Origin of the sequence: Paenibacillus sp. BJ-4, from assembly GCF_020404765.1 — a bacterium.
Taxonomy (GTDB): Bacteria; Bacillota; Bacilli; order Paenibacillales; family Paenibacillaceae; genus Paenibacillus.
In genome coordinates, this window is the sequence record NZ_JAIVEM010000073.1 from 1 (window position 1) to 211 (window position 211).

The following is a 211-nucleotide window of genomic DNA, read 5'->3' on the forward strand; positions in this document are numbered from 1 at the left end:
CTCGTCCATGTAGTCCTTGGTATTTTGCAGTACCTGTTCTTTGGTGTACTGGTGTTTGTTCGCATTCGCTTTCACGTGCGTCGAATCGGTCACCAGAACGCGTCCACCCACCATCCGGTGTGAGATCGCCTGCAGGACAATTTCATCGAAAATATCTTGAAAGATCGTGGTGTCCTTAAAACGGGTCCGGCGATTCCAGCTGATGGTCGTA

General features: G+C 50.2%; 1 pseudogene. It reads right to left on the minus strand.

What is annotated here, in order from left to right:
- Window positions 1-211 (minus strand): annotated as a pseudogene (locus LCF57_RS14190) (IS5/IS1182 family transposase); the annotation flags it as partial.